The sequence below is a fragment of the Curtobacterium sp. B18 genome (genome assembly GCF_000333375.1).
Taxonomy (GTDB): Bacteria; Actinomycetota; Actinomycetes; order Actinomycetales; family Microbacteriaceae; genus Curtobacterium.
This window is the reverse complement of record NZ_BACZ01000698.1, coordinates 1-5,498: the sequence shown is the minus strand read 5'-3', so window position 1 is coordinate 5,498 and position 5,498 is coordinate 1. Positions and strand designations below refer to the sequence as shown.

Here is a 5,498-nt window from a genome sequence, read left to right as displayed (position 1 = left end):
ACCCCCGGGACGACGGCCCGGAACGACCCGGACCAAGACGAACGGTCCGCCGGAAAGCGCCGCTGTTCGCGCGGCCCCCACGCGACCCCGTAATGCGACCGGAGGGCATCCGGGAGCATCCCGACCGTCACGACCCGCACGAGCGGCATGGCGCCCCGCACCCACAGCGGCGCGAACCGCGGGTGCAGCAGGTCGCGCACGACACCACGGGCGTCGTCGGTGACGCGGAGCCCGGCGAGCGTGCGCGTCCAGTACCGCTCGAAGTCCGCCACCGTCGCGGGCCACCGGTCCGCTGGTACCCGCAGTGCCGTGCCGATCGGGGCGTAGGCGGCGAGCACGCGCTCGGCGACCTCCGGTCCGGCGGGTGTGCCGAACAGCTCGTGGGCGTGCATCGCGGAGTCGTACAGGGTCGCGGCCACCCACAGCTGCCGGTCCACGTCGTCGGCGCCGGCGACCGGTCGGTGCGCGCGCGTCACGAACGAGGCGGCGACGGCTGCGTCGGCCTCGGTGCCGACGACCACCGCGTACACGAACATGAGGGTGTGGGCGAGCCGCTGCTGCGGTCGTCGCGCGAAGTCCGAGTGCCGCCGCACCCCCGCTGCGACCACGGGGTCCGCGATCTGGAGCAGGATGGCGCGGCCGCCGGCGGCCACCGGCGTGCTGTCGGCGAGGAACCGACGCAGGTCGCGTTCCGGGACCCCGCCCACGGGCGGACTGGAGGGACGGTGCGGGCCCGGCCCCGCGCCTCCCGTCCGGTGCCCGCTCACGGTCGTGGTCCGCGCCGTCCGGCGCGGAGGCGGGGGAGTGCGTCGACCACGATCGCCGCGGCGAGCGCGAGTGTCCCGCCCACCAGGGCGGCGACGAGGAACGCGGGGCTCCCGACCTGCCCCGTCGCGGCGGCGATCAGGGCGGCGACCAGCCAGATCGACGGGAGCGGCCAGAGATGACTCGGCGACCCGGCGACCACCGCGAGCAGCACCCCGGCCACCACCAGCGGGACCCAGAGCACGTTCGTGCCGCACGGTGGTCCGTACGTGCCGGGGCCGCAGTCGGTCACACCGGACCGGACACCGGTGTGCGCTGCGGCCGCGACGAGCAGGAGCGAGGCGAGGGCCAGCAGCCGAGCCACGGCGGGCATGCGGCGGACACTGGCCTGGACGCGTCGGAGCACGGCCCGATCGTACTGGGCCGTGCTCCGCGGGTGGCGCTGGTCAGAGCGGCTTCGTGCCGAGGTCGTTCCCGAGGTCGGGACGGTCCTCGTCACCGTCGTGCTCCCACAGGTCCGGAGCACCCTCGCGCGGGGAACCGCCGGTCGGTCCGTCGTCGGTGCCGTCACCGGGCTGCGGCTCGACGGTCTCGCCGGCGACCGCGTCGTTCGTGACGGTCTCGAGGGACTCTTCGGACTCGTCCACCTCGTACGGGCCGACGTGCTCGCGGTCGACGTCGTCGTCGCGACGCTGCTGGGCGTCGAAGTCGTCGACGGGGCTGATGCCGGGGTCGCTCATGGTGGTTCCTCTCGTCGTTTCCGGTCCTGTCTACTCGCCCTGCTGGCCGCCGAGGCCCAGCTGCTGGGCGAGGCCCTGCTCGTCCGTCGCACCCCAGCGCTCGACGATCTTGCCGTCGCGGAAGCGGGACACCTGGATGCCGCGCACCTCGAACGACCGGCCGGTGGGCTCGTGCCCCTGGAACGGACCGGTGTGCGTGCCACGGATCGTGAACACCGCGGTGACGTGGTCGTCGGTGACGATCACCGGGTCCGGGACGAGCTCGAGATCGGGGAACGCGGTGGTGAACGCACGCCAGAAGTCGACGATGCCGGTCAGGCCGGGTGCCTGGTCGGGAGCCGGGTCGTGGTCGACCACGTCCTCGGCCCAGACCTCGCCGAACCGGTCGAAGGCCCGGTCGGAGATGATGCCGCCGAGGCGTTCCTGCGCGGCCTGGTTGACGTCCTTGCTCATGGTGTCCTCTCGTTGCCGGGCCGGTCTCCCCGGCCCGGCGTCCTGCGTACCCGGTGCCCGGTCCGAGGCGGCGCACAGGCCGGGGTACGGCTGTCCGACAGACGCACACGGGGTTCGTCGTTCACCTGCTGGTCACCCGGGGGCCACCCCGGCCGTGCACACTCACCGTGCTCGGGGGAGTGGAGCGCGGTCGCCGACGGGTGGTCGAGCGACCGCGCCTTCCCCCGCATCAGACGCGTTCGAGCAGCCCGCGCTCCGCGACGTCCACGAGGGCGAGCGTCCGGTACCCCACGGAGTCGAAGAACACGGTGAGCCGGTCGTCCTCGGTGCTCATCACGGTGCCGCGACCCCACTCGGGGTGCTCGACCTCGGCGTCCGGCGGCCACTCGGCGTCGTGCGAGCCGTCCGCGGCGTGTGCTCGGCGGGCGGACCCCGACGAACAGGTGTCGCAGTTCCCGCACGGTTCCGGGAGCTCGTCGCCGAAGTAGCCGAGCAGGAACTGCCGACGGCACTCGTCGGTCTCGGCGAACCGGCGCACCATCTGGATCCGGGACTCCTCGATCCGCTCCCGCTCGTGGGCGTGCTCCTTCGCACGGTCGGCCGCTGCCGCAGCGGTCCTCGGGCCACCGTCGACCCGGTGGAGCCCGTCTCCGCCGTCGGCGAGGACCCCGGCCTCGACCAGGGTGTTGGCGGCTCGGCCCGCGGTCCGGGCGGCGAGACCCGATCGCTCGGTGAGCTCCGACCGCGCGACGGCCCCGCCGCCCGCCGGCACGGCGTCGTACACCGCGCGGAGCGAGGCCGGCCGCGGGCTCCCGGAGGCGAAGAACCGCCGCAGTCCGAGGTCCTCGGCGCGGTAGTGCATCGTCGCGAGTGCCGGCTCGCGGTCGCGCCCGGCCCGACCGACCTCCTGGTAGTACGCGTCGACGGACTCCGGCACGTCGGCGTGCACCACGAACCGGACGTCCGGCTTGTCGATCCCCATGCCGAACGCGCTCGTGGCGACCACCACGTCGACCTCGCCGTCGAGGAAGGCGTGGTGCACCGCCTCGCGGTCCCGTGCCCGGAGTCCCGCGTGGTACGGCTTCGCGCGACGGCCGCTCTCGACCAGTTCGTCGGCGAGCACCAGGGTCTCGGCGCGGGTGGCGACGTACACGATGCCGGCGCCCTCGAGCCCGACGACCTGCCGCACGAGTGCGGTGCGCTTGCCCTCGTCGTCCTCGTGGCGGACCACCTCGAGCCGCAGCTCGGGCCGGTCGAACCCGGTGGCGACGACGAGCGGGTCGCGCATGCCGAGCCGCTCGACGACCTCGGTCCGGACCGGCGTGGACCCGGTGGCCGTCATCGCGAGCACCGGTGGACGGCCGAGCCGCTCGACCACCTCGCCGAGCACGAGGTAGTCCGGACGGAAGTCGTGCCCCCACGAGGACACGCAGTGCGCCTCGTCGACCGTGACGAGCGACACCCCGACGTGGCGCAGTCGCTCGACGACCTCGTCCTTCGCGAGCTGCTCCGGGGCGAGGAACACGTACCGCACCGATCCGTCGTCGACGGCGGCCCAGGCGGCGTCGAGGTCACGGCGGGAGTGCGTGGCGTTGACGGTCACGGCGCGCGGGGCGTCCGGGTGGTCCTCGAGTCCGACGACCTGGTCCTCCTGCAGCGCCACGAGCGGGGACACCACGACCACGAGCCCGTCGAGTGCGAGTCCGGCGACCTGGTAGATCGCCGACTTCCCGGAGCCCGTCGGCATCACGGCGAGTGCGTCGCGGCCGTCGAGGACGGCGTCGACGAGGCGTTCCTGCTCGGGGCGGAGGGTCCAGCCGAAGACGTCGGCGGCACGGGTACGGAGTGCGGTGTCCATCGAGTCCACCGTGCCGAGCGCTCCCTGGGGGACCGGACGACGAGTGCGCGCACCGGACGTCCACGCAGCGGCGCTAGGCTGGCCGTCGGCCGTTGTCTCGACATCGAGCGACCCTCGATGTGGAGTGTGGCGACCGGGTAACCGATGCCGATCGCACGAACCGTGCGGGAAGAAGAACAGCGTGGATCTTTTCGAGTACCAGGCCAGGGACCTCTTCGAGTCCTACGGCGTCCCCGTGTTGCAGGGGATCATCGCCGACACCCCGGACGAGGCGAGGGCGGCGGCCGAGAAGATCGGTGGCGTCGTGGTCGTCAAGGCCCAGGTGAAGGTCGGCGGTCGCGGCAAGGCCGGTGGCGTCAAGGTCGCCAAGACCCCGGACGAGGCCTACGAGCACGCCCAGGCGATCCTCGGCCTGGACATCAAGGGCCACACGGTCGAGCGGGTCATGATCGCCCAGGGAGCGGACATCGCCGAGGAGTTCTACTTCTCCGTGCTGCTGGACCGGGCGAACCGCTCCTACCTCTCGCTCACGAGCGTCGAGGGCGGCATGGAGATCGAGCAGCTCGCAGTCGAGAAGCCCGAGGCCCTCGCCCGCGTCGAGGTGGACCCGCTCACCGGGATCGACAAGGCCGCCGCGCTCGAGATCGCCGCGCAGGCGAACTTCCCCGGGGCGCTCCGCGACCAGGTCGCCGACGTCTTCGTGAAGCTCTACGACGTGTACAAGGGCGAGGACGCCACCCTCGTCGAGGTGAACCCCCTCGTCCGCACGGGCGACGGCCAGATCCTCGCGCTCGACGGCAAGGTCTCGCTCGACGAGAACGCCGACTTCCGGCACGAGGGCCACAAGGCGCTCGAGGACACCGCGAGCGAGGACCCGCTCGAGGCCAAGGCGAAGGCGCACGGCCTCAACTACGTCAAGCTCGACGGCCAGGTCGGCGTGATCGGCAACGGTGCGGGGCTCGTCATGTCGACGCTCGACGTCGTCGCCTACGCCGGTGAGCGCCACGGCGGCGTGAAGCCCGCCAACTTCCTCGACATCGGCGGCGGCGCCTCGGCCGAGGTCATGGCCAACGGCCTCGACGTCATCCTCGGGGACCCGCAGGTGAAGAGCGTCTTCGTGAACGTCTTCGGCGGCATCACCGCCTGCGACGCCGTCGCGAACGGCATCGTCGCCGCGCTCGGCATCCTCGGCGACGCGGCCACCAAGCCGCTCGTCGTGCGCCTCGACGGCAACAACGTGGAAGAGGGTCGCCGGATCCTGGCGGAGGCAGCGCACCCGCTGGTCACCGTCGCCGCGACCATGGACGACGCGGCCGAGCAGGCCGCCGAACTCGCCGCCGCAGCGGCCTGAAGGGACTGACCATGTCGATCTTCCTCAACAAGGACTCCAAGGTCATCGTCCAGGGCATCACCGGCGGCGAGGGCACCAAGCACACCGCGCTCATGCTCAAGGCCGGCACGCAGGTCGTCGGCGGCGTGAACGCCCGCAAGGCCGGCACCACCGTCACGCACGGCGACGTCGAGCTCCCCGTCTTCGGCACCGTCCGCGAGGTCATCGACACCACCGGCGCCGACGTCTCGATCGTCTTCGTGCCGCCGGCGTTCGCGAAGGACGCCGTGCTCGAAGCCATCGACGCCGAGATCCCCCTCGTCGTCGTCATCACCGAGGGCATCCCGGTGCA

At 72.7% G+C, this 5,498-nt stretch carries 6 protein-coding genes and 1 pseudogene; 2 read left to right on the top strand and 5 right to left on the bottom strand.

Translation table 11 applies throughout. The features are described from left to right. From I5E_RS18715 to I5E_RS18695, 5 genes are all read right to left on the bottom strand, one after another. On the bottom strand, positions 1–707 hold a 707-nt coding region (locus I5E_RS18715; protein WP_022908337.1), incomplete at its 3' end, for an oxygenase MpaB family protein. A gap of 56 nt (positions 708–763) precedes the next feature. Next, a complete protein-coding gene (locus I5E_RS18710) occupies positions 764–1,171 on the bottom strand; it encodes a hypothetical protein (RefSeq protein ID WP_022908336.1) in 408 nt (135 codons plus the stop codon). A gap of 40 nt (positions 1,172–1,211) precedes the next feature. After that, complete coding sequence (locus tag I5E_RS22155; RefSeq protein WP_022908335.1) at positions 1,212–1,505, bottom strand: hypothetical protein; 294 nt, start codon at positions 1,503–1,505, stop codon at positions 1,212–1,214. Positions 1,506–1,535: 30 nt separating this feature from the next. Further along, positions 1,536–1,958, bottom strand: a complete 423-nt coding sequence (locus tag I5E_RS18700; RefSeq protein ID WP_022908334.1) for an ester cyclase — start codon at positions 1,956–1,958, stop codon at positions 1,536–1,538. Positions 1,959–2,187: 229 nt separating this feature from the next. After that, positions 2,188–3,816 (bottom strand): RecQ family ATP-dependent DNA helicase, encoded by a 1,629-nt coding sequence (locus I5E_RS18695; RefSeq protein WP_022908333.1) that lies wholly within the window; start codon positions 3,814–3,816, stop codon positions 2,188–2,190. Positions 3,817–3,997: 181 nt separating this feature from the next. Here I5E_RS18695 and sucC point away from each other — a divergent pair, with 181 nt between their 5' ends. Beyond that, positions 3,998–5,167, top strand: a complete 1,170-nt coding sequence (gene sucC / locus I5E_RS18690; RefSeq protein WP_022908332.1) for an ADP-forming succinate--CoA ligase subunit beta — start codon at positions 3,998–4,000, stop codon at positions 5,165–5,167. A gap of 11 nt (positions 5,168–5,178) precedes the next feature. Further along, positions 5,179–5,498: pseudogene (locus tag I5E_RS18685) on the top strand (succinate--CoA ligase subunit alpha); the annotation flags it as partial.

Bases quoted from the DNA above. Each gene is read 5' to 3' on its own strand.
- I5E_RS22155 (WP_022908335.1), bottom strand. From the start codon at position 1,505: ATGAGCGACCCCGGCATCAGCCCCGTCGACGACTTCGACGCCCAGCAG.
- I5E_RS18700 (WP_022908334.1), bottom strand. From the start codon at position 1,958: ATGAGCAAGGACGTCAACCAGGCCGCGCAGGAACGCCTCGGCGGCATC.
- I5E_RS18695 (WP_022908333.1), bottom strand. From the start codon at position 3,816: ATGGACACCGCACTCCGTACCCGTGCCGCCGACGTCTTCGGCTGGACC.